This window comes from Sphaerisporangium sp. NPDC004334, from assembly GCF_053602655.1.
This window is the reverse complement of sequence record NZ_JBSGDZ010000026.1, coordinates 56,532-78,293: the sequence shown is the minus strand read 5'-3', so window position 1 is coordinate 78,293 and position 21,762 is coordinate 56,532. Positions and strand designations below refer to the sequence as shown.

Here is a 21,762-nt window from a genome sequence, read left to right as displayed (position 1 = left end):
CCGGCCGCATCGCCTAAGGTCCCCACGTCCACCGCGGTCCGCTGACCGCCGCATCCTCTACGGTCCCAATGTCCACCGGGGCCCGCCGGCCCGCCGGATCGCCCGCGGGCCCCGCGTCCGGCGCGGTGAGCTCGCGTTGCAGGGTGAACGCCTGGTGCAGGTAGTCCCTGGCCAGGTCGGCGCGACCGGCCGCACGGTGCAGCTCGCCCAGCATCCGCGTCGCGCTGGCCTCGCCGCTGCGGTCGCCGAGCCGCCGGAAGATCGTGCGTGACCGTTCGAGCTGCGCCGAGGCGCGCACCCGCTCACCGCGGACCGCGCGGCGGTTGCCGAGACTCTGCATCGCGTACGCCGCGCAGTGGCAGTCACCGAGACTCTCGAAGATGTCCAGCGCCCGGTCCTGGTAGGAGGTCGCCCGGTCGAAGTCGGCGGCCAGGTCGTGCAGCCGGCCGAAGTGGTTGAACACGCAGCCCTCGCGGTGGCGGTCGCCGATGGCCCGCGCCAGCCGCAGCGCTTCGTCCAGCCACCGCGCCGCCGCCGCGAGGTCGCCCGACTCCAGGCACACCTTGCCGATGGCCTGCCGCGCGTACGCCTCGCCCGCCGGGTCGCCCATGCCGAGGAACATGCCGAGCGCCTGCCGGAACCGCCTGAGCGCCCTGCGCCGCTCGCCGCGGATCTGGTCCACCGCGCCCAGCCCGCATATCGCGATCGCCTCGCCCCTGCCGTCCCCGAGCCGCCGGAACAGCTGGTAGGACCGGTGGAACATCTCCGCCGCCTCGGCGTACCCGTCCTGGTACAGGTACACCTGGCCGAGACCGCGCAGCAGCGCGGCCTCGCCGCGCGCGTCACCCTTGGCGCGCACCGCCTCCAGCGCGATCTCGTGGGTCCCGCGCCAGGCGTCGTAGTGCCCGCGCAGGTCGAAGTAGGGCACCAGGGACGCCGCCAGGCCCCACGCCGAGTCGGCCATGCCCGCGTCGGCGGCCAGCCGCACCGTCCCCACCAGCGCCTCCCGTTCGGTGTCGAACCACGACAGCGGGTCGGCGCCGATCTGCCCGACGGTGGCGTCGGCCGGCTCCCAGCGGGTGGCCGTGGGCGACATCAGGCCGAACACCGTGGTCGGCAGCCGCGCGGTGGCCCGCTCGGCCACCGCCAGCCACGCCCCCACGACCCGGCCGAGCGCGAGCCCCTGCGGGTCGGCGTAGGCCTTCTCCCGCGCGCCGCAGCGGATCAGGTCGTGCAGCCGGTACCGCGGCCGGCCGGCCGGGTCGCCGCCGACGAGCTGGAGCAGGTTGGCGTCCACCAGGTCGTCCACCACCTCGTCCGCGTGGTGCCGGTCGAGCGCGGCGTCGATGACCCAGGCGGGCAGCGACCGCGGGCCGAGCAGGCCGAGCGTCCGGAACGCCCGCGCGGCGTCCTCGGGCAGCAGCCGGTAGCTCCGCTCCACGCTCGCCCGGACCGCGAGGTCGCCGACCCGCAGCTCGCTCAGCCTGCGGGCCTCGTCCTCCAGCCGTCGCTCCAGCAGGCGCAGTGGCCACCCCGGCCGCGCCACCAGGCGCGCCCCGGCGATGCGGAGGGCCAGGGGCAGGTGGCCGCACGACCGGGCGATGGCCGCCGCCGCGTCCCGCTCGCGCTCCAGCCGCTGGACGCCCACGATCTTGCCGAGCAGTTCCTCGGACTCGGATGGCGTCAGCACGTCCAGCTCGACCTGCAGCGTCCCGGGCAGCTCGGTGATCCTGCGCCGGCTGGTGACCAGCACCGAGCAGCCGCCGCCCGGCAGCAGAGGACGCACCTGCGCGGCGCCCCCCGCGTCGTCCAGCACGAGCAGGACGCTGCGTCCGGCCAGCAGCGACCGGTACAGGGCCGAACGCTCGCGCACGCCGGCGGGCAGCGCGCCCTCGGCCACGCCCAGCGCGCGCAGCGCCTCGGCGAGCAGGTCGGCCGGGTCGGCGGGCGCGGGGGTGGTGCCGCCCAGGTCCAGGTACAGCTGCCCGCCGGGGTAGCCGTCGCGTACCGCGTGCGCGCAGTGCACGGCCAGGGCGGACTTGCCGACCCCTGGCGGTCCGACGACCACGGTGATCGCCGGCGGGCCCGCCGCCCGGTCCGGCGCGAGCGCGTCCACCAGCGTGGCGACGTCCGCAGTCCGGCCGGTGAAGTCGGGGATGTCGGGCGGCAGCCGCCACAGGGACGGCTCCCCCGCCACCTCGGCGACCCGCCCGCCGGACGGCTCCCCGGCGGGAGACGGGACGCCCGCCAAGACGGCGGCGTGGGTGCGGCGCAGCTCGGCGCCCGGCTCGACCCCGAGCTCCTCCACCAGCCGGTCGCGGACCGTGGCGTACGCGCGCAGCGCCTCGGCCTGGCGTCCGCTCCAGTGCAGGGCGAGCATGAGCTGCCGCCACAGGCTCTCGCGGAACGGATGCTCGACCAGCAGGACGCGCAGCTCGCCGATCGCGGCGGTGTACTGCCCGAGGGACACCCGCAGGGCCAGTAGTTCCTCGGCCGCCGTGAGCCGGGTCTCGGCCAGCGGCGACAGGCGGCCCTCCCACAGCGGGCTGCCCGGCAGGTCGTCCAGCGGCGTGCCCTGCCACAGGGAAAGTGCCCGGCACAGCAGGTCCGCGGCCTCGGCGGCGCGGCCCTCGGCCCGCGCCCGGCCACCCTCGGCGAGAAGCCGCTCGAAGGCGAGCAGGTCGAGGTCCCCGGGGGACACGTCGATCACGTAACCGGACTGCCTGGCCCGGATGACGGCCCCGCCCCCGCGGGACACCGGCTCCCCTGCCAACGACTCTCGGGCGGACCCCCCATCGGCCGCGGCGGGCGCGGCCTCGGCGAGGGCGGCGCGCAGGGAGCTGACGTAGGTCCGCAGGTTCTCCACCGCCGAGCGCGGCCGGCGCTCCGGCCACAGCACCTCGATCAGGTGGCTGGTGCCCACCACGCGGTTGGCATGGAGCAGCAGAGTCGCGAGCAGCATCCGCGGTTTGGTGCCGCCGAGGCGTACAGGCCGTCCGCCGAGCCGTACGTCCAAAGGTCCGAGAACGCTGAATGTGGGCCGATCAGTCGTCATGCCCGCCTGCTCCTTTGAGACTCTGCACCCGCTTCACCGGGTCGGTCACTCAAAGCTCCGGATCTCTTTGTATCCGTTTTGGACGTTTCTTATACGGCTTATCCGGACGCTGTACGCAAAGCGAAGGGCCGAGCCTCCGACACCTCGGACCGTCCTTCGGAGTTTCCTCCCGAGTATCCCGAAACCGGCTCCGCCGAGCCGTCGTCGGCGCCACCCGCCGGAACTGCGAGAAAGGATCCGCATGAAGCTCAGAGGATTGTTGACGGCGGGCGCCGCCCTGCTGCTCAGCCTGGCGGGAGGCGTCGCGCTGGCCCCGGGCGCGAGCGCCGCCGGTCCCCGCCCGAACTTCCAGATGCCCTTCCCCTGCGACCAGTCGTGGAGCGGCAACTCCAGCGGCAGCAGCGCCCACCAGTCGTGGGAGATCGACTGGAACCGCGGCGGCACGGCGGACGCCGACTACGGCGACACGGTGGTCGCCGCCGCCGCCGGCACGGTGGTCATCTCCGCCCACCAGGGATCGACCAACGGCTTCGGCAACCTGGTCAAGATCGACCACGGGGGCGGCTGGTCGACCTACTACGCCCACCTGAGCCTGCGCTCGGTCGGCGTCGGAGCGCAGGTCTCGCAGGGACAGAAGATCGGCGAGGTGGGCAACACCAGCAAGCCGGGCAACAACATCTCGCCGCACCTGCACTACGAGGTGCGCACGACCGACACCTCCTACCCGGCCAACGTCCAGAAGGCCGTCTTCAACGGCGTCACCTTCGGCTACCCCGCGCAGACCCTGACCTCGCACAACTGCTCCGGCAGCAACAACCCCTACTCGCCCGAGGAGGTCTGCGGCAGCGGCTACAGCGTCGTCGACTCCGCCGCCCTCGGCAGCGCGGGCAGGGTCTACCTGCTCTACAACACCTCCAACGGCTACAACTGCGTGACCACGATCAAGACGGCGTCGGTCGGCTCGGCGACCACGACCTCCGCCTATCTGGAGGTCCAGGGCAAGAGCCGGGTGACCGACTCGGGCGCCTTCGCCTACTACGCGGGGCCCGTCCGGGCCTCCGCCTCCGACACCTGCGTGAAGTGGGGCGGCAAGGCGGGCTCCTCCGCCTACGACAGCCCCTTCGAGCACTGCGGCTGACCGGACGCCCGCTCGGGGGCCGGTCCGGTGACACCGGACCGGCCCCTTCCGCCCGCACGGGCGGCCGGCCTGGAGGCGGATCGGCGAGGGCGGACGGCCCGTCGGAAAGGAGCCGTGGACGACGGGTCACCGGGTGCGCACGGCCCATCGGGTGAGCGCGGGGACGGGCGCGGAGCAGGCGAGGAAGACCACGGCCATCAGCAGCCATCCGGTCGCGCCGAGCCCGGTGAGCGCGAGCGTGAACACGGCCGGCGCGAACATCTGCACGGTCGCGGTCGCCGCCTCCGAGGCCCCCTGGTAGGCGCCCCGGGCATCCTCGCGCATCAACTCCACCGACAGGCCCCAGCCGCCGCCGACGTACCCCAGCTCGCCGGCCACGTGGAACAGCGCGGCGAGCGTCACCACCCCGATCGCCACCGCGCCGGCGCGCCCGGCCGTGGTCGCCAGCAGCGCGCAGCTCACGGCCAGCGACCCGCCCGCCCAGACCACGGTGCGCGCGGCCTGGGCGGGGGCGCCGGTGAACCGGGTGACCAGGACCTGCAGCGCGGCGATGCCCACCGAGCTGATCACCACGACCGCTCCGCTCAGTGACAGGGGCAGGCGCGTGAAGTTCGCGATCCACAGCGGCAGGCCGGTCGAGAGCATCGCCCAGCACAGCGACAGCACCGATGTGGCGCCGATGACGGCCAGGTAGGGGCGGTCGCGCAGGACGACCTGGACTCCGCGGCGAGGCTCGCGCGCCGCGCGCGGCCCCGGCGGCGGGGCGATGGTGGCGGTCAGCGCCACCAGGACGGCGAAGCTGAGCACGTTGCCGCAGATGGCGGCCAGGTAGGCGGACGGCCGGTCCGCCGCGAGCACCACCGCGCCCGCGCCGGCGCCGAGCGCGTATCCGGCGTGCTGGGCCACCCGCTGCCGGGCGAGGGCTCCCACCCGGCGCTCGGTGCCGGTGACCAGCTCCGCGACCAGGGCCGTGCGGACGGCCGAGGCCCCGTTGGCGGGCGCGACGAAGACCACCGTCACAAGGACGAACGCCCACGGCGCGCTGACCTGCGTGTAGGCGGCCATGGCGGCCCCGCGCAGGAGGGTCACGGCGACGAGGATGACCCGCGGGTCGTACCGGTCGGCCATGGCGCCGAGCGGCATCGCCGCCAGCAGGCCCACGCCGCCGGCGGCGGCCATGGCCAGGCCCACCAGGGCGGGTGACAGATGCAGGATGCGCGTGAAGTACAGCGCCCAGATGGTGAACCACAGGCCGTCGCCCAGGGCCGAGATGCCCCTCCCCCACAGCAGCCGCCGCAGCCCGGCGGTCTCGGCGGCGGCCTCCGTCGCCGGCGTCAGCACCATTCCACCAACCACCCTTCACGAATCGCTTAAGGGTGAATGTAACGACCCGCGGACCGTCCGGACAACCACCATTCAGGACTTGGTGAATGGTGGTACCGTGCAACGGGGAGGGACGATGAGCGGCGGATGGGTCGACGCGCGCGAGCCGGTGCTGGGCTCGGTCGTCTCCCTCGCGCGCGAACTCGCCGACCCGGTGCGGCTCACCGCGCTCCAACTGCTCTCCGCCGAGGGCCCGCACACCCTCAGCCAGCTCGCCGACGTCCTCGGCGTCTCCGCGCCGCGCATGAGCAACCACCTCGCCCGCCTGCGCGCCGCCGGGCTGGTCGCCGTCGAGCACACCGGCCGCCACGCCGTCTACCAGGTCGCCTCACCGGGGCTCGGCGACGTGCTCACCGCGCTGGCCCGGTACGCGCACGCCGATCTCGCCGTACGCCCTGGCCGCCCCGCGACCGCCGACGACATCGCCCACACCTGCTACGACCACGCCGCCGGCCTGCTCGGCGTCGCGGTGTTCGGCGCCCTCGTCGAACGCGGCGCCCTGCGGCCCCCGGACGGGCGTGACAGCGCGCTCACCCTCGGCGCCGGCGCCGGCTTCCTCGCCGACCTCGGCGTCGACCTGGACGCCGTGGACGCCCGCCGCCGCAAGCTCGCCACGGCATGCCTCGACCGCGTCCACCGCCTGCCTCACCTGGGCGGCGTCCTGGGCAAGGCCGTGCTCGACGCCTTCGTCGCACGAGGTCTCATCGAACCGCGCGAAGGCACCCGCGAGCTCACCGTCACCTCCCGCGGCGCCGCCGTCCTGCCCGCTCTGCTGCCCGCCTTCACGCCGGAGGCCGCCCCGGCGAACTCCTCCTGAGCCGCCACACCGCGAGCAGGAGCCGCGCGAGCGCACCGAGTCGCGGACCGAAACCCGGGCCGGGAACCGGCCCTAAGAGGAGGCCAGGTCATGGAATGACGCATATAGTGGTGCCGTCCGCATTGGTGGACCGACCTAGGAGGTGAGACCCATTACCGCTGTACCCGGTTGGGCGCTCCGTGCTCCAGGTCGTGCGATGCGCACGGTGTAGGTGAGCCCGGGAGCGCCTCGCGAGGCATCCCCGAAAGGCTCACATGTCGGCTTCATCGTCGCACCGCTCCCCTTCCCCCGCCGTCGCCCCCTCCACGGCCCCCCTCATCCCCGGCCACGCCGGCGCCGCCGCGCGTCCAGCCACCGCTCCCGCACCTTTGGCCGCCGGGCCGGTCGCGGGCCGTGACCCCGTCTCGGCGGTGGCCGTCGCGGCCCGGCTGCGGGCGGCGGGATGTGTGTTCGCCGAGGACGAGGCGAGCCTGATCCTCGCCACGGCCACCACGCCCGCCGGCGTGGCCGCCATGGTGGACCGGCGTGCCGCCGGGCTGCCGCTCGAACACGTCCTCGGCTGGGCGGAGTTCCGCGGACTGCGGGTGGCCGTGGACCCCGGCGTCTTCGTCCCACGCCGCCGCACCGAGTTCCTCGTCGACCAGGCCGTGGCGCTCACCGCGCCGGACGCGGTGATCCTGGACCTGTGCTGCGGCTCGGGCGCGCTGGGCGTGGCGCTGGCCGTGACGGCGCGGCGCGCGGAACTGCACGCGGCCGACATCGACCCCGCCGCCGTGGCGTGCGCCCGCCGCAACGTCGCCGCGGTCGCCGCCCGGCTCGCCGGGCCCGCCCGGGTCTACGAAGGCGACCTCTACGCGCCCCTTCCGCCCACTCTGCGCGGACGCGTGGACGTCCTGCTGGCCAACGCGCCTTACGTGCCCACCGACGCGATCGGCCTGCTCCCCGCCGAGGCCCGTCTGCACGAGGCGCGGGTGGCGTTCGACGGCGGCGCCGACGGCCTCGCGGTCCTGCGGAGGGTGGCCGCGGGCGCGCCGCTCTGGCTGAGGCCGGGCGGGCGCCTGCTGTTCGAGACCAGTGAACGCCAGGCGTCCCGGGCGGTGGAGACCGTCGAACGCGCGGGGCTGCGCGCGCGTGTGGCCACCTCCGACGAGTACTCCGCCACCGTCGTCATCGCCACGAGGCCGCCCTCCTGACACCCACGGCGCACCGGTCGCGGACGGGCGGCACGCCGGTGGGACCGGCCGGACAGAAGGAGCGGGCGAGAGGTCAGGCGCGGACGGCGGGGAGGATGACCTCGTCCAGGACCACCTGGGCGGTCGGCTGGTCGGGGACGTTGTACTGCCCGGCGTTGACCGCGACCACCAGGTCCAGCGGCGATGACACGTACAGGCGCTGGCCGCCGTTGCCGAACCCGCCCGTCCAGCCGTCGCCCGCGTACCACTGGTAGCCGTAGTGGAAGCCCTCGTCGATCCGCACGTGCGGGCGCGTGGCGACCTCCAGCCAGGACGCGGGCACCAGGTCCCGCCCGCCGTCGAGGACCAGCCGCCCCACCTCCAGCAGCGCCGGGGCGGTCAGCCGCAGGCCGGAGGCCGCCAGCGCCACTCCGTCGTCGCCGGTCGACCACTCGAAACAGGTGACGCCGAGCGGCTCCAGCAGCCTGGCGCGGGCATAGTCCTCGATCTTCGCCCCGGTTCCCTTCTCGACCAGCCTCGCCAGCAGCGCGGAGGCGCCCCCGCAGTAGGTCCACCGCGTGCCGGGCTCCTCGGCGACCGGCCGTTCCAGGATGTACCGGTAGCGGTCCTGGGCCATCTCCATCGCGATCTCGCCGTTGGCGGCGCTGGTGTAGGGGACGTTCTCGTTCCACTCCAGGCCGAGGGTCATGGTGAGCGCGTGCCCCACCGTCAGCGCGGACCGCCGCGGGTCCTCGGCCAGGTCGGCGTACTCGGGGAAGTGCCGCAGCAGCGGCTCGTGCGGCTCGGGCACCCGGCCGTCGGCCAGGGCGATGCCGTAGAGCAGGGAGACGATGCTCTTGGTCACCGAACGGACGTCGTGGAGGGTGTCCGGCGTGAACCGGACATGGCCGAGCGGCTCGTTCAGGAGGTGGTCCTCGCCCTCCCCGTAGTGCTCCAGGATCACCTCGCCCCGGTGCACGGCGATGACGGCGTGCAGATCGGGAACCCGTCCCTGCTCGGCGGCCCGCGCGAGGCGGCCGGTAAGTGTCTCACTGCTCATCGGGCAGTTCTACGCCATTCTCGCCGAATCCCGCCAGCCTCGAACTCACCGTACGACGGGTCGCTCGCCGTATGACGGCGCCGACTTCGCCGTACCCCCGACCCGCCGACCCGGCGCCGCTCAAGTGACCCCCCGACCGGACGGCCAAGCCGACAAGCACGCGTCCGGGGGCCAAGCCGACAAGCACGCGTCCGGGGGCCAAGCCGGCACGTACGGCCCCCAGGACAGCCAACCCGACACGTACGGATGTCAGCAGAGCCGAGCCGGACGGGTACGGGCGTGGGAGTTCGCGGCGTCAGGCGGTTCCGGGTTCGATGAGGCCCATCTCGTAGGCGAGGATCACCGCGTGTACCCGGTCGCGCAGATACAGCTTGGCCAGGATGTTGCTCACGTGGGTCTTCACCGTCTGCTCGCCGATGACCAGGCCGGCCGCGATCTCGGCGTTCGACCCTCCCCGTGCCATGAGCTGCAGCACCTCGCGCTCTCTGGGGGTGAGCGTCCCGAGGACGGCGGGGGCCTTCTCGGGCGGGCGCGGGCGCCGGGAGAACTCGCCGATGAGCCGCCTGGTGACCGAAGGGGCGAGCAGCGCCTCGCCGGCCGCGACCACGCGCACGGCGTTGACCAGGTCGTCCCGGCGCAGGTCCTTGAGCAGGAAGCCGCTCGCCCCGGCCCGCAGCGCCTCGTAGACGTAGTCGTCCAGGTCGAACGTGGTGAGCATCAGCACTTTGACCGGGTAGGCGACGCCCGGACCCGCGAGGCGGCGGGTCGCCTCGAGCCCGTCCATTCTGGGCATCCGGATGTCCATGAGCACCACATCGGGCCTGAGCCGCTGGGCCGCCGAGACCGCCTCGGCGCCGTCGGCCGCCTCGGCCACCACCTCGATGTCCGGCTGAGCGTCCAGGATCATGTGGAACCCGGCCCGCACCAACTCCTGATCGTCCGCGACGACGACCGTGATGCTCACCGCGTCCCTCCGATCGGCAGCCGCGCCGCCACCGTGAAACCGCCGTCCGGGCCCGGCCCGGCGGCGAGCTCGCCCCCGAACAGCTGCGCCCTCTCTCGCATGCCGGCCAGGCCGTGCCCCCGCGCCACGGCCCGGCCGAGTCCTTCCGCGCCGTCCCCCGCGCCCCGTACCGCCCTTCGGTCCGACGCGACCGACCCCCCGGCCACACCGCCATCCAGCAGGAGACGCCCGCCCGGCGCGACCGGCCCCCGCGCCGTACCACGACCGTCCAGGACAGGAGGCCCGCCCGGCGCGACCGTTCCACCGGCCGCAGCGCCGTCCAGGACGGAACACCCCTCCGACGCGACCGGGCGTCCACCGGCCGCGCCGCCGTCCGGAACGGGACGCCTGTCGCCGGATCCGCTGTCGCGGACCTCGACGCGCAGGTCGTCCTGGTCGTACCGGATCCGCACCCGCACTCGTGTGTGACCGGCATGCTTGAGCACGTTGGTCAGCGCCTCCTGCACGATGCGGTAGGCCGACAGGTCCACCCCCGCCGGCAGCGGCACCGGATCGCCCTCCACCCGTAGCGTCGCGTCCAGACCGGTCCTGCGCACCTGCTCGACCAGAGCGGGAAGCTCCGCCACGCCGGGTTGGGGGGCGAGGCTCGGTCCCCCGTCGCCGGTCTCCTCCCTCAGCACGCCGAGCAGACGGCGCATCTCCACCAGGGCCTGGCGCCCGATGCCGGAGATGGTGTCGAAGGCCCGCCCCGCCGCGAGTCCGTCGCGTTCGGCCGCGACCGGACCGGCCTCGGCCTGCACCACCATCATGCTGACGTGGTGGGCTATCACGTCGTGCAGCTCCCGCGCGATGCGGGCCCGCTCGGCGGTCACCGCGCGCCGTGCCTCGAAGTCCCGCTCACGTGCCAGCCAGGCGGTGCGCGCCTCCAGCTCGGCGGTGTACGCGCGGCGGATGCGGGCGCTGTCGCCCAGGACCCAGGCGCTGCCCAGCGACAGCACGCCGAAGGCGAGGTCGAGCGCGTCGCTGTCGGTGGCAGGGGCGAGGGCGACCGCCATGACCGCGCCACCGCTCAGCACGCCGATGGCCACCGACCAGCGACGGTTCTCACACCACGCGGCCATGCTGTAGAGGGCGACGACGCCGCCGATCGGCACCGGCGTGACCAGGTCGGGCAGCGGCGTGGCCCCGTACACGGCCGATCCCATGCCCACTCCGAGGTTGACCCAGAACGGGTGGCGCCGCCGCCAGGCCAACGGCAGGGTGATCAGCAGCACCAGCACGACCGCCGCCGGGCCGGGCGGCGGCATGTGCTCGGCCCGTGCCCGCAGCACCAGGGCCAGCAGCGACACCGCCGCGAGCACCCCGCCGAGCGACGCGTCAGCGACCGGCGGACGCGCCCCGGCCCAGGCCGCGGACAACGATGATCGGCTGATTGCCATGCCGCCAGTATCCGTTTCGCGCCCGGAAAAGACCTCCCTCGCAAGAGGGATCAACGGCCGCCGGATCCCCTGCGCCGGGGAGGGGCGATTTGGGCGGCGCGGGGGATCCGGGCGGAAGGGGCGGCGGCCTACGGTCCTGGTGTCCTCGGCGTCCGCGCCGTCCTCGCGGCCCTCAGGGAGGCTCCCGATGTCCAGCCCAACCCCCCGCCCCGGCACGATCATCCCTTCCGCCCTCACCGCATCTTCGCTCCCGGCCCCGGCGACCGGCGTCCCCGCCCGCCCCCTGACCGACACAACCCCCGCCACCGGATTCGGCGCGCCGCTGAGCGTGAACCCGCTGCCCAGGAGCGGGGTCGCGGCGCTGCTCGGCCGCGCCCGTGCCGCGGCCCGCGCCTCGTGGGACGAGGCTCCCGGCTACCGGCGCCTGGCCTACGTCACCGGGGCGATCCTGATCGCCATCGGGCTCGGCCACGCGGTCCTGTGGGCCGTGATGGGCGGCACGGCGTCCGGCCCGCTGTCCTGGCGCAAACCCGTGACCTTCGGCGTGTCGTTCGGCATGACCACGGCGACGCTCGGCGCGGTCGCCGCGTACCTGCCGGTGCGCCGGTGGATCGGCTGGGTGCTGTCGGTCCTGCTGTGCTCCTCGGCCGCCGGAGAGGTCGCCTACATCTCCATGCAGCACGCCCGTGGCGTCGCCTCGCACTTCAACGAGACGACGCCGCTGGACAAGGCCCTGTTCCAGGCCGCGGGGTGGGTCATCGGAGGCATGGTCCTGGTCATCGTCATCATGGCGGTCGCCTCCTTCGTCCGCACGACCGCGCCCGCGCCGATGGCCTGGGCGCTCCGGGCGGGCCTGGTGGGGCTGGTGGCGGCGCTCGCCGCCGGCGCCTGGATGATCATGCACGGCGACGCGCTGGTCGACGCCGGCGCCACGCCGCTCACCACCTCGATGACGACCTACGGCGCCGCCGGCGCGATGAAGTCCGCCCACGCCGTCCCCATGCACGCCGTCCAGGTCCTCGGCGTCATCGCGTGGCTGCTGGGACTCGGCGGGCTGTCCCGGCGCCGTCAGGTGTGGCTGGTGGCGATGGCGATCGCCGGGTACGCGGGCCTGTTCACGGTGCTGGTCCTGCGCACCGTCGCCGGGCTGCCGCCGTTCGGCCTGGATGCCTCCGCGCCGGCCTACCTGATCCCGGCCGGGCTGCTGGCCGGCGCGGGCATCACCGCCCTGGCCCACGCCTCCCGTGCCATGGCAGCGGACGCGGCCCGCTCCTAGAGACCGGCGGACACGCGACCCGCTCCAGCGGACGGCGCCAGTGGCGATGGCGATGGCGGCGCCGGTGGAGTTGATACACGGCTGAGCGGTCGCGGATACGCCGTCACGGCATCGCGGACACGCGCCTCGCCCAGGGTTGCCCCGGTGCGCCGGTACGGCACACCGGTTCTCCCCGAGGTGGTCCGCGATGTTCCTCATCCCCACGCCCAGCCCCACGCCCACGCTTCTCCGCCCCCAGCGGGCGGCGGAGCGGATGGGGTGGGCCGACACGGCCAAGGGCGCGTGCATCCTGCTGGTGGTGCTCTGGCACGTCATCACGAAGCACTACCTGCGGGTCGGCTGGAATCTCGGCGTGCCCATCCCGGGCATCTGGGGCATGCTCGGCGACCAGCTCCTGACGCTGCGGATGCCGCTGTTCTTCACGATCTCCGGCATGTTCGCCGCCGGCGCCTTCCACCGGCCATGGCGCACGGTGGCGCGCGGCCGGGTGGCGCGTTACCTCTACCTGTACGTGCTGTGGGTGTCGATCCACACGGTGCTGCTCGGCTTCGCCCCCGGGTTCGACACGGCCGGCGCGCACGGCTGGGCCGAGTTGGCCGAGCAGCTCACGATCAGCCCGCCCAACCTGTGGTACCTCTACGCCCTCGCGCTCTACTTCGCGCTCGCCAAGGCCCTGCGCCGGGTGCCCGCGCCCGTGGTGATCGCCGCCGCCCTCGTCCTGTCGGTCGTCGTGTCGGCCGGAGTCCTGCCCACCGCGGGAAACCGGGGGTCCCTGTTGCAGAACCTGGTGTTCTTCCTGGCCGGGCTGCACCTACGCCCGCAGGTGGAGCGGTTCGCCTCGACCACGGGAGGGCGGCGGGCACTGCCCGCCGGGCTCGCGTACGCGCTGGCGCTGGCCATGATGGCGGTGACCGGTACGCGGCATCTGCCCGGTGTATGGCCGACCGTCTGCGTTCTGGCCACCGTGTTCGGCGTGTCCGCGGCCCCGGCGGTGGCCGCCGTCCCCGTGATCGGCGGCGCTCTGGCCTGGCTGGGACGCCGCACCCTCGCCGTCTACCTGATCCACATGCCGGTGCTCGCCCTGCTGCACCGGGCGCTCGTCGCGCCCCTGTCCCACGCCGGGACGCAGGCGCGGTACGTCCTCGCGGTCGTTCACCCGGTGCTGATGACCGCACTGGTGGTGGCCGTGTGCCTGCTGGTGGAGGCCGTACTCCGCAAGATGGGGGCGACCTGGCTGTTCGGCCTGCCCACCTGGCGCCGGGCGCGGTCGGTCACCACCCTCGGGACGGCTATAGGTTGGAGGAGATGTCTGTTCCAACCGCTCGCGGCGGCGCGTCCGAGCCGGTCACGATCCTGCTCGTCGAGGACGACGAGGTGATCCGCAAGACGGTGGCGATGGCGCTGGAGCGCTACGGCTACCGGGTCACCGTGGCCGGCGACGGCCTGACCGCGCTGGAGCTGTTCCGGGAGCGGCGGCACGATCTGCTGCTGCTCGACGTCATGCTGCCCGTGCTGGACGGCATCGGGCTGTGCCGCAGGATCCGGGAGTCGAGCCTGGAGCCGATCCTGATGATGTCCGCGCGCGGGGACTCCCTCGACGTCGTCTCCGGCCTGGAGGCCGGCGCCGACGACTACGTCGTCAAGCCGGTCGACATCTCCGTGCTGGTGGCCAGGATCCGCTCGCTGCTGCGCCGCGCCACCTTCGCCTCCGCCGAACCCGCCGTCGGACCCGCCGCCGTACCCACCTCCGCGCTCGCCGTCGAAGCGCCCACCGCGCCCACCTCCCAAGCCGCCGCCGGTCCTGGTGCCGCACCCGGCCGGAACGTCCCCTCCACCGCGGGCGGCCCGGCCGGCCCGCACGGCCTGCTCGTGTTCGGCGACCTGGCCATCGACCCGGCCGGCCTGGAGGTCTTCAGTGCCGGACGGCAGGTGGCGCTGGCGCCGACCGAGCTGCGACTGCTGCTGGAGTTCGCCGCCAATCCGGGCATCGTGCTCGATCGGCGGACGCTCCTGCGCGACGTCTGGGACTACGGCTGGGACGGCGACAGCCGCGTCGTGGACCTGTGCGTGCAGCGGCTCCGCAAGAAGATCGGGGCCGAGCGCATCGAGACCGTCCGCGGCTTCGGCTACAAGCTGCGGCGCTGAGATGGACGACACCGCCGTGCGGCCGGCACCCGGCCCGCTGAACGTGAACTCGCTGCGCTGGAAGATCGCCGCGCTGGTGGCCCTCGCGGCGTGCGGGGTGGCGCTGGGCATCGGGGTGCTGGTCCATCGCAGCACGTTCGACCGCTCCCTCACCCTGGGCAGTGAACGGGCCACGGCCGCGCTGCTGCCGATCGTGGACGCCTACCGGCGCACCGGCTCCACCCGCGGCACCTTCGCGGCCGACGCGGCGCCGCCTGCGGCCCTGACCCGGCAGGTCCGGCGGAGCGACCAGATAGCCACCTGGTACGACGACGGCAAGCCCGAGGTCCCGTGGATGTGGGCGGCCCAGCGCGTCGACGGCCGCGTGCTGGCCGCGCAGGTCGACATGGGCGCCGACCTGCGCAGCCTGCGCGCCCTCGACCGGCACATCGTCATGGCCTCGCTGGCCGCGCTCGCCGTCGTCGTACCGCTGGCGGCGCTCGCGGCCGAGCTGCCGAACCGGCGGCTCAGACGGGTGGCCCGCACCGCGCGCCGCATCGCCGCGGGCGACCTCGACGCCCGCACCTCCGGGCGCGGGCACGACCGGGCCGGGTCCGTGGCGGGCGGCCGGCGCGGCGACGAGATCAGCGAGATCGCGGCCACGGTCGACCTGATGGCCGACAGCCTGCGCGACCGCCTGCTCAGCGAGCGGCGCTTCACCGCCGACGTCGCCCACGAACTGCGCACCCCGTTGATGGGCCTGGTCACCGCCGCCGGGCTGCTGCCGGAGAGCGAGGCGACCGATCTGGTCAGAGATCGGGTGGGGGCGCTGCGGGCGCTGGTCGAGAACCTGCTGGAGATCTCGCGGCTCGACGCGGGCGTCGAGCGTGCCGACCTGGCCCGGGTGCCGCTGGGCGAGGTCGTCGAGGAGTCGGTGGCCCGTACGGGGCTCCCCGCGCGCGTCGCGGGCGCCGGAGCGGCCATGACCGAGACCGACCCGCGGCGCCTGGACCGGATCGTCGCCAACCTGGTCATCAACGCCCACCGTCACGGCCGCGCCCCGGTCGAGGTCGCCGTGGAGGGCACGTCGGTCGTCGTGCGCGACCACGGCCCCGGCTTCCCGGACGCCGTGCTCGACGGCGGGCCGCAACGGTTCCGCACCGACGCGGCCGAACGCGGGCACGGCCACGGCCTCGGGCTGACCATCGCGCTCGGCCAGGCTCGCGTCATCGGCGCCACGCTGACCTTCGCCAACGCGCCGAACGGCGGCGCCGTGGCCACCCTGCGCCTACCGGCTCCCCATCCCACCAGCGCGCATGCCACAGACCACACGAACGGCTGAGCACGAACCCGGCGCGGCGCACAGGACCGCCGAGACCGGCCCGCGCCTCCGAGGTTCTCGCGTGCCGGACGCTGTGCGCTATGCCCTCAGGCAGGCCACCGCCACCCGCTGTATCGCGTTGTTGGCGAATCCGCCCCGATTCCAGGCCTGTGTCTCGGGCTGGCTCAGGCCGCCGGCGGTGGTCGCGCGAGCCGACAGGACGTGCATCCCCGGCTCCGCGTGCCAGTCGAAGGTGAACCTCCGCCATGCCCACCGGTGCCCGTCCGGCTCGGCGAGCACCGCGGGGGACCAGCCCCGCCCGCCGTCCACACTGACCTCCACCCGCTCGACCGCGTCGCCGCCGGACCAGGCGCGGCCTTCGAGCGTCACCGGCCCCGGCCGCACGACCCGCGTGCGGGACATGAAGTCGGGGAAACCCGGCGGCACCAGAAGCGCCCGGGGGCTGATGCGCGTGACCGGGTCGCCGGGCTCGTCCGGCTGCCGGCGCAGGCGGTAGGCGACGCTCTGCTGGTATCCGGTGAAGGGCTGGCGAAGGACCTCGATGTCGCGCAGCCACTTCACGTGGGCCATGCCGTACCAGCCGGGGACGACGAGCCGCAGCGGGAAGCCGTGCTGCGGCGCGAGCGGCGCGCCGTTCATCTCGTAGGCCAGCAGCACCTCCTCACGCATGGCCTCCGAGAGCGGCAGGCTGCGCTGGTAGTCCTGTTCGACTCCGCGCTCGACGCCGTGGTCGGCGCCGGTGAAGACCACCTCCACCGCGCCGGGGTCGACGCCGGCCGCGGCGAGCACCTCGCGCAGAGGCACCCCGGTCCACTCCGCCGTCCCGACCGCCTCCACCAGCCAGGGCTGGCTCACCGGGCGGGGCGCGAGCCTGGCCCGCCCGTTGCCCGCGCATTCCATGGTCACCCGCACGGTGCGCCGGGGCAGCTCCTTCAGGTCCGCCAGGCCGAACGTCGCCGGCCGGGAGACCAGGCCGCCCACCTCCAGCCGCCACTCCGCCGGGTCGATCACCGGAATGTCGTAGTGGATCAACAGGTAGTGCAACCCGAGCGGCGTGACGTCGTACCGCAGCGCTTCCAGCGGTATGCCGTGGTTGCGTGCCGCCAGCGCGAGCTCTTCGGCGCTGATGCCGTCGGTGTCCTCCACCCGTCCGGGGAGGCTGATCTCAGCGAGTGTCGGGTCCATCCCCCAAGGATGCCGTGCCCCTCCGGCCGGCGGCAGCCGGGAGCCGCCGCCCCGTGCCCTCCCGTCCCTCAGCCCGGCGTCAGTGTCATCCTGCGCCGTTGGAGTTCGGCCCGTTCCACGGCGTTGCCGGACAGCTCGATCGCCCGCTCGTACGCGCGCGCGGCGCCCGTCCGGTCACCGGCCCGCCTGAGCAGTTCGGCGTGCGCGGCGTGCAACGGCTGGTACTGCGCGAGGGCGGGTTCGTCCAGCAAAGGCCCGAGCAACGCGAGGCCCGCCGCGGCCCCGAAGGCGAACCCGACCGCGGTCGCGTGGTTGACCTCGATGACCGGAGAGGGAGTGAGCCTGCCGAGGGCGCCGTACAACCGCGCGATCTGCGCCCAGTCCGTCGTGTCCTCGCCGGAAGCCTGGATGTGCAGCGCGCTGATCGCCGCCTGGATCTGGTACTCGCCGGGGCGCGCGAACCCGGCCGCGCGCTCCAGGGCGCGGAGCCCTTCGCCGATCCGGTCCCGGTCCCACAACGACCGGTCCTGCCGGGGCAACGCCACGTAGCCGCCGTGCCGGTCGACCCGCGCGGCGCGACGCGCGTCGTGCAGGAGCATCAGCGCCAGCAGCCCCCACGCCTCGGCCTCGCCGGGCATGAGCTCGCACACCAGCCGTCCCAGCCGGATCGCCTCATCACACAGCTCTCCGCGCACGAGGCGGTCGCCCTCGCCGGCGGAGTAGCCCTCGTTGAAGATCAGGTACACGACCCGGAGCACCCCGCGCACGCGTCCGGGCAGTTCGTCGCCGGTGGGCACCCGGTACGGGATGGCGGCATCGGCGATCTTGCGCTTGGCGCGGACGATGCGCTTGCCCATGGTCGGCTCCGCGACCAGGAACGCGCGGGCGATCTCGCCGGTGGTCAGGCCGCCGAGCGTGCGCAGCGTCAGCGCGACACGGGCCGCCAGGTTCAGGGCCGGATGGCAGCAGGTGAAGATCAGCCGCAGCCGGTCGTCGGTGATCGGGCTCGCTTCGCCCATCGGGGGATGCTCCTGCTCGTCCAGGCGCAGCAGCGCGGCCAGGCGCTCGGCGCGGTCGGACACCGACCGGTCGCGGCGCAGCCGGTCGATCGCCCGCCGCCGCGCCGTCACCGTGATCCACGCCGCCGGGTTCGCCGGGACGCCGTCACGCCGCCACGTGGCGAGCGCGGCGGCGAACGCGTCCTGCACGGCGTCCTCGGCGATCTGGAAGTCGCCGGCGTACCTGATCAGGGTGGCCAGCACCGCCGCCCGGTCATCGCGGAACACCCGCACGACCGCCGCCCCTGCCGGGTCGCCCGTCCCCGGTTCCAGGTGGCTCGGTTCCGTCGTGTTCACGATGCCGGTTCTGGACCGTGGGCCGGGATCTCGGCCGTGGTCATGATCGGACGCACCTCCACCGAACCGTGGCGCGCGATCGGCATGCGCGCCGCATGGCGCAGCGCCTCGTCCAGGTCGGCGCACCTGAGGACGTAGTAGCCCGCCAGGACCTCCTTGGTCACCGCGAACGGACCGTCGGTCAGTTCCACCTCGCCGTCACGGACGCGGACGGTCGTCGCGGCGGCCACCGGGTGCAGCGGCGCGTTCGCGACGAGCAGCCCGGCCTTCCTGAGGCTCTCGGTCACCTCCAGCCACACCGGCATCTCCGCGAACCTTTCCTCCTCCTGCCGGTCCTCGTCCTCCGGCGCGTAGAGCAACACCATGTAGTCCGGCATGCGGCCTCCTCACTCCGTTCACCGGCTTTCGCCGCCGTCACCACTACAACGAGGCGGGCCCCCCGACGGGGCGGTCTCCGCCGGGGCGCCCGCCGCGGCCGATCAGGCGAGCGTCACAGGCCGTAGGACGGGAACAGGTCCGTGTCCGGCCACGAGGTGACCTGGTCGGCCGCCTGGTGCAACGGATAATCGATGTCATCGGTGTAGCTCTGCTGCAAGGCGTCGTTCCACCGATTGAAGAGCACGACCCAGCTCAGCTTGTCGTACCGCCGGACCATGAGGGTGGAGGTGCCGGGATAGGTCCCGTCGTGCCAGGTGTTCAGGGCGCCGCCGACGGGGCGGACGGACCAGCCCATGCCGTAGTACCAGCCGTCCCAGTTGATGGCGGGCGGGGCGAACACCTGCGTGATCGACGACGAGGTGAGCAGGCCGGGAGCGTCGAAGATCGTGGTGAACTTCGCCATGTCGACGGCCGAGGAGAGCCAGGCGCCGTGCGCGGCCATGTTCTCCAGGTTGAACCCGCCGTAGGGCATCGGCACCTGAGCGCCGGAGTTGTCCAGCACGGTCGTCGCAGAAGCCATCTCCGAGTAGTAGGGGAGCTCCGATGACCGTCGCAGGCTCTGGGCCGTGCGGCCCTGCACCATGCGGGTGATCTTCACCGGGGCGAGCACGTTCTGCTGGACGTAGGTCGCGTACGGCAGGCCGGTGACCTTCTCGACGACCTTGCCGAGCAGCATGTACCCGTAGTTGGAGTAGGCGTACCTGTCTCCGGGCTTGAAGTCGAGCGTGTACCTGGAGGTGTAGTCCATGATGTTCGCCTGCGTCACCGGCAGCGGCACGTGGAGTTGGCCGCTGATGGCGAAGTCCCACCGGTACATCGGGTCGAACGACACCGAGCGGTCCCAGCCGCCGAGGTGCTGCAGCAGGTGCAGCACGGTGACCTCACCGAGCCGGGAGTCGGCGGCCGTGCTGAGCCCGAGCATCGGCGCCACCTTGGCCGACAGGCTGAGCCTGCCGTCCTGGACGAGCTTCATGATCGCGGTGGCCGTGACCGGCTTGCTCACGCTGGCCAGGCGGAACAACGACGTCGGCTGGGCCAGGACCGGGCCCGACGTGGAGTTGTATCCCCGCGCGAGCACCAGCCTGCCCTGCCGCACCACGGCGAGCGAGGCATAGGAGATGCTCTGCGCCTCCATGAAGCTTCTCAGCAGGTCGTCGAAGGGCTGTAACGACGGCGAACTCGAACCGGTGACCGTCCAGGTGGGTGGAGTGCCGGCCGCGATGGCCGGGCGGGCGGGCGGCGCGGCGGCCGCCGCCTGCCGGGCGGGCAGCGCGGCGGCTCCCACGACGGCCCCCGCGAGCAGACGCAGCGAATCCCTGCGAGTCAGCATGAATCGTTCCCCGTTCTCTGGTCAGATGACATGGCGGACGACATGAAGAGCCACGACGCGGCTCTGGTGTGACACCACATCGAGTCCTTTCGATCGTGAGTAGCGGTCCTGTTCGATGGTTCGCGGGATGAGGGCGGCCCGCGGGACGAGGCGACAACGGCCGACCGGTCCGAGAACGCCGGCGAGCGCGGGGTTCTCCTCGCACCGCGGTGGTCCGTGACGGGCGGACCCGGGGCGATCAGGCCGCGGGAGAGCTGTGGTACGCCTCGACGAGCCAGCGGTCGTCGCGCCGCGAGAGCGTCCAGGTCGCCAGTTCCCACCGGTCGGCCGGAGGCTCGCTCTCGCCGGCGAACACGGTGGCACTTCGCGTGAGGACGATGACGGCGTGGTCACCGGCAGAGCCCGCGGGCCCGAGGGTACGGATGCCGCGCACCTGGTGGATGCGCTGCGAGTGCTTCAGCGGCCCGGCGAACGCGTCCCCCATACGGGCCCGGATGTCGGCCCTGCCGCTCAGGTGCACCCCGGGCAGCACCACCGTGGCGTCCTCGGCGTAACCGTCGGCGAACGCGTTCGCGTCGCCGCCCGCCCACGCCGCCATCGTCGCCTCGAAGGCCGCGAGCAGTTCGGGCTCATCGGGGTGCGACGCCAGGACGTCGTCCGCCGTGGCCGTCCCCGTCCCCGTCCCCGTCCCCGTCCCCGTCTTCGTCTTCGTCTTCGTCTTCGCGTGCGGATCGTCGCTCATCTGGCTCCTCCACCGGAGATCCGTGGCCACCGCGCGGCGGCCCCGCTCTACCGACGCGGCACCCCCGCCGGTTTGGACAGGGGGCCGCGGATGGAACGCACTCCGGAGGTCCGGCGCGCCTTCACCTCCCTGGTGGACCCGGACGACGAGGCCCGGGTTCTCGTGAAGCTCATGGACCCGACGCTCGAGAGCCAACTCCTCACATAAAAGCAAAGGTCCTAAATTAGGAGTTACCTGCTAGCCTGGCGGGCATGAGCGGCAGGCGGAGCTATGGAGATGCGTGCGGCGTGGCGCGCGGCCTCGACGTCATCGGTGACCGGTGGGCACTGCTGGTGGTGCGCGATCTCCTCCTCGGTCCCAAACGCTTCAACGACCTGCTCGCCGGCCTGCCCGGCGTGAGCCCGAACGTTCTGACCCAGCGGCTGGCCGACCTGACCGGCCACGGCGTCGTCCGACGCCGCGACCTCGGGGCGCCGGCCCGTGTGCACCTCTACGAGCTGACCGAATGGGGCCGCGAGCTGGAACCCGTGCTCCTCGGGCTCGGACGCTGGGGAAGCAGGGCGCCCTCCCCGCCCGACCGCGAGCTCGGCCGCGACTCCCTGCTGCTCGGCGTCAAGGCCTGCTTCGACGCCGCGCGCGCCGACGAGCTGCGCGGCACCTACGAACTGCGCGTCGCCCCCGAGACCTACGCCCTGGAGGTCACCGAGGGGTCCATCGAGATCAGCCGCAGCGACGCCGGGCGGCCGGACGCGACGCTCACCACCGACCTCGACACCCTGCGCGCCGTCCTCGCCGGCCGGCGCACGCCAGCCGATGCCGTCCGCTCCGGCGACCTTCACCTCGACGGCGACCCGCGGGCGGCGCGCAACCTGACCGACCTGCTCCAGGCGCCGGCCTCGCCGCCGGCCTGAGACACCCCTGGCACACCGAGAGAGAACGGAC

At 73.7% G+C, this 21,762-nt stretch carries 18 protein-coding genes; 8 read left to right on the top strand and 10 right to left on the bottom strand.

All coding sequences use genetic code 11. From position 1 onward, the window contains the following. Positions 1-13: 13 nt before the first annotated feature. Positions 14-3,055 carry an AfsR/SARP family transcriptional regulator gene (locus ACWEN6_RS30245; protein WP_452574934.1) on the bottom strand — a complete coding sequence of 1,014 codons (3,042 nt, stop codon included), beginning with the start codon at positions 3,053-3,055 and terminating at the stop codon, positions 14-16. Between the two features lie 241 nt (positions 3,056-3,296). On the opposite strand from ACWEN6_RS30245, the gene ACWEN6_RS30240 reads away from it, so the two are divergent. After that, the gene (locus ACWEN6_RS30240; protein WP_452574932.1) at positions 3,297-4,193 is read left to right on the top strand and encodes a M23 family metallopeptidase; all 897 of its coding nucleotides are present in this window, start codon (positions 3,297-3,299) and stop codon (positions 4,191-4,193) included. A 126-nt stretch (positions 4,194-4,319) separates the two neighbouring features. On the opposite strand, the gene ACWEN6_RS30235 is transcribed toward ACWEN6_RS30240, so the two are convergent. Then, positions 4,320-5,537, bottom strand: a complete 1,218-nt coding sequence (locus tag ACWEN6_RS30235; protein ID WP_452574930.1) for an MFS transporter — start codon at positions 5,535-5,537, stop codon at positions 4,320-4,322. 115 nt (positions 5,538-5,652) lie between these two features. Here ACWEN6_RS30235 and ACWEN6_RS30230 point away from each other — a divergent pair, with 115 nt between their 5' ends. Beyond that, the gene (locus ACWEN6_RS30230) at positions 5,653-6,393 is read left to right on the top strand and encodes an ArsR/SmtB family transcription factor (protein WP_452574928.1); all 741 of its coding nucleotides are present in this window, start codon (positions 5,653-5,655) and stop codon (positions 6,391-6,393) included. Positions 6,394-6,761: 368 nt separating this feature from the next. After that, positions 6,762-7,586: a putative protein N(5)-glutamine methyltransferase gene (locus ACWEN6_RS30225; RefSeq protein ID WP_452575005.1), complete on the top strand. Its 825-nt coding sequence runs from the start codon at positions 6,762-6,764 to the stop codon at positions 7,584-7,586. A 73-nt stretch (positions 7,587-7,659) separates the two neighbouring features. Here ACWEN6_RS30225 and ACWEN6_RS30220 read toward each other — a convergent pair whose 3' ends face one another. The 3 genes from ACWEN6_RS30220 to ACWEN6_RS30210 form a co-directional block, all read right to left on the bottom strand. Next, positions 7,660-8,625: a serine hydrolase domain-containing protein gene (locus tag ACWEN6_RS30220; RefSeq protein WP_452574926.1), complete on the bottom strand. Its 966-nt coding sequence runs from the start codon at positions 8,623-8,625 to the stop codon at positions 7,660-7,662. 295 nt (positions 8,626-8,920) lie between these two features. Next, a complete protein-coding gene (locus ACWEN6_RS30215) occupies positions 8,921-9,589 on the bottom strand; it encodes a response regulator (RefSeq protein WP_452574924.1) in 669 nt (222 codons plus the stop codon). Continuing rightward, the gene (locus ACWEN6_RS30210; RefSeq protein WP_452574922.1) at positions 9,586-11,028 is read right to left on the bottom strand and encodes a sensor histidine kinase; all 1,443 of its coding nucleotides are present in this window, start codon (positions 11,026-11,028) and stop codon (positions 9,586-9,588) included. The genes ACWEN6_RS30215 and ACWEN6_RS30210 overlap by 4 nt, the downstream gene beginning before the upstream one ends. Before the next feature lie 187 nt (positions 11,029-11,215). Between ACWEN6_RS30210 and ACWEN6_RS30205 the strand changes: the two genes are divergently transcribed. From ACWEN6_RS30205 to ACWEN6_RS30190, 4 genes are all read left to right on the top strand, one after another. Continuing rightward, on the top strand, positions 11,216-12,304 hold the full coding sequence (locus tag ACWEN6_RS30205) for a hypothetical protein (RefSeq protein WP_452574920.1): 1,089 nt from the start codon (positions 11,216-11,218) through the stop codon (positions 12,302-12,304). A gap of 187 nt (positions 12,305-12,491) precedes the next feature. After that, complete coding sequence (locus ACWEN6_RS30200) at positions 12,492-13,682, top strand: acyltransferase family protein (RefSeq protein WP_452574918.1); 1,191 nt, start codon at positions 12,492-12,494, stop codon at positions 13,680-13,682. Beyond that, complete coding sequence (locus ACWEN6_RS30195) at positions 13,610-14,449, top strand: response regulator transcription factor (RefSeq protein WP_452574916.1); 840 nt, start codon at positions 13,610-13,612, stop codon at positions 14,447-14,449. The genes ACWEN6_RS30200 and ACWEN6_RS30195 overlap by 73 nt, the downstream gene beginning before the upstream one ends. 1 nt (position 14,450) lies before the next feature. After that, positions 14,451-15,770 carry a sensor histidine kinase gene (locus ACWEN6_RS30190; protein WP_452574914.1) on the top strand — a complete coding sequence of 440 codons (1,320 nt, stop codon included), beginning with the start codon at positions 14,451-14,453 and terminating at the stop codon, positions 15,768-15,770. Between the two features lie 78 nt (positions 15,771-15,848). On the opposite strand, the gene ACWEN6_RS30185 is transcribed toward ACWEN6_RS30190, so the two are convergent. From ACWEN6_RS30185 to ACWEN6_RS30165, 5 genes are all read right to left on the bottom strand, one after another. Next, positions 15,849-16,955: a sulfite oxidase gene (locus tag ACWEN6_RS30185; RefSeq protein WP_452574912.1), complete on the bottom strand. Its 1,107-nt coding sequence runs from the start codon at positions 16,953-16,955 to the stop codon at positions 15,849-15,851. Between the two features lie 68 nt (positions 16,956-17,023). Next, positions 17,024-18,310 carry an RNA polymerase sigma factor gene (locus tag ACWEN6_RS30180; RefSeq protein WP_452574910.1) on the bottom strand — a complete coding sequence of 429 codons (1,287 nt, stop codon included), beginning with the start codon at positions 18,308-18,310 and terminating at the stop codon, positions 17,024-17,026. Then, positions 18,307-18,687, bottom strand: coding sequence for a YciI family protein (locus tag ACWEN6_RS30175; protein ID WP_452574908.1), 381 nt, complete (start codon positions 18,685-18,687; stop codon positions 18,307-18,309). The genes ACWEN6_RS30180 and ACWEN6_RS30175 overlap by 4 nt, the downstream gene beginning before the upstream one ends. Positions 18,688-18,800: 113 nt before the next feature. Beyond that, the gene (locus ACWEN6_RS30170; RefSeq protein WP_452574906.1) at positions 18,801-20,078 is read right to left on the bottom strand and encodes a serine hydrolase domain-containing protein; all 1,278 of its coding nucleotides are present in this window, start codon (positions 20,076-20,078) and stop codon (positions 18,801-18,803) included. Positions 20,079-20,316: 238 nt separating this feature from the next. Further along, positions 20,317-20,820: an SgcJ/EcaC family oxidoreductase gene (locus ACWEN6_RS30165; RefSeq protein WP_452574904.1), complete on the bottom strand. Its 504-nt coding sequence runs from the start codon at positions 20,818-20,820 to the stop codon at positions 20,317-20,319. Between the two features lie 251 nt (positions 20,821-21,071). Between ACWEN6_RS30165 and ACWEN6_RS30160 the strand changes: the two genes are divergently transcribed. After that, positions 21,072-21,731 carry a winged helix-turn-helix transcriptional regulator gene (locus tag ACWEN6_RS30160; protein ID WP_452574902.1) on the top strand — a complete coding sequence of 220 codons (660 nt, stop codon included), beginning with the start codon at positions 21,072-21,074 and terminating at the stop codon, positions 21,729-21,731. The last annotated feature ends 31 nt before the right edge of the window (positions 21,732-21,762 follow it).

Bases quoted from the DNA above. Each gene is read 5' to 3' on its own strand.
- ACWEN6_RS30235 (WP_452574930.1), bottom strand. From the start codon at position 5,537: ATGGTGCTGACGCCGGCGACGGAGGCCGCCGCCGAGACCGCCGGGCTG.
- ACWEN6_RS30190 (WP_452574914.1), top strand. From the start codon at position 14,451: ATGGACGACACCGCCGTGCGGCCGGCACCCGGCCCGCTGAACGTGAAC.
- ACWEN6_RS30245 (WP_452574934.1), bottom strand. From the start codon at position 3,055: ATGACGACTGATCGGCCCACATTCAGCGTTCTCGGACCTTTGGACGTA.
- ACWEN6_RS30230 (WP_452574928.1), top strand. From the start codon at position 5,653: ATGAGCGGCGGATGGGTCGACGCGCGCGAGCCGGTGCTGGGCTCGGTC.
- ACWEN6_RS30195 (WP_452574916.1), top strand. From the start codon at position 13,610: ATGTCTGTTCCAACCGCTCGCGGCGGCGCGTCCGAGCCGGTCACGATC.
- ACWEN6_RS30220 (WP_452574926.1), bottom strand. From the start codon at position 8,625: ATGAGCAGTGAGACACTTACCGGCCGCCTCGCGCGGGCCGCCGAGCAG.
- ACWEN6_RS30170 (WP_452574906.1), bottom strand. From the start codon at position 20,078: ATGCTGACTCGCAGGGATTCGCTGCGTCTGCTCGCGGGGGCCGTCGTG.
- ACWEN6_RS30240 (WP_452574932.1), top strand. From the start codon at position 3,297: ATGAAGCTCAGAGGATTGTTGACGGCGGGCGCCGCCCTGCTGCTCAGC.
- ACWEN6_RS30205 (WP_452574920.1), top strand. From the start codon at position 11,216: ATGTCCAGCCCAACCCCCCGCCCCGGCACGATCATCCCTTCCGCCCTC.
- ACWEN6_RS30165 (WP_452574904.1), bottom strand. From the start codon at position 20,820: ATGAGCGACGATCCGCACGCGAAGACGAAGACGAAGACGAAGACGGGG.
- ACWEN6_RS30210 (WP_452574922.1), bottom strand. From the start codon at position 11,028: ATGGCAATCAGCCGATCATCGTTGTCCGCGGCCTGGGCCGGGGCGCGT.
- ACWEN6_RS30160 (WP_452574902.1), top strand. From the start codon at position 21,072: ATGAGCGGCAGGCGGAGCTATGGAGATGCGTGCGGCGTGGCGCGCGGC.
- ACWEN6_RS30200 (WP_452574918.1), top strand. From the start codon at position 12,492: ATGTTCCTCATCCCCACGCCCAGCCCCACGCCCACGCTTCTCCGCCCC.
- ACWEN6_RS30175 (WP_452574908.1), bottom strand. From the start codon at position 18,687: ATGCCGGACTACATGGTGTTGCTCTACGCGCCGGAGGACGAGGACCGG.
- ACWEN6_RS30185 (WP_452574912.1), bottom strand. From the start codon at position 16,955: ATGGACCCGACACTCGCTGAGATCAGCCTCCCCGGACGGGTGGAGGAC.